Below are 251 nucleotides of genomic sequence, written 5' to 3'. Positions count from 1 at the left end.
CTCCTTGGTATTAGTCGTTGACGGTGATCCAGGCGCCCTGGTTGGACGAAGAGATGATACCGTGGATGACGCGCTCGATGTGCAGGGCGTCGTCCAGGTTCGGGTAAAGGGTTTCCCGACCCTCGAGGCCACGCAACAGGTGCGCCACCTCGATCACCTTCAGGTCGTTGAATCCCAATCCATGCCCCGGGGCCGGGTTGAACTGGCCGTAGGGCGGATGGGCGGGGCTGGTCAGGATGGTCTTGAAGCCC

Annotated in this window: 1 pseudogene; it reads right to left on the bottom strand. The window is 62.2% G+C overall.

Annotation, left to right across the window (positions count from 1 at the left end):
* Positions 1-10: 10 nt before the first annotated feature.
* A pseudogene (locus L9G74_RS21430) lies at positions 11-251 on the bottom strand (Gfo/Idh/MocA family protein); the annotation flags it as partial.

Source organism: Shewanella electrica (genome assembly GCF_022321485.1).
GTDB classification, from domain to species: domain Bacteria; phylum Pseudomonadota; class Gammaproteobacteria; order Enterobacterales; family Shewanellaceae; genus Shewanella; species Shewanella electrica.
This window is presented reverse-complemented; position numbering and strand designations above follow the sequence as displayed.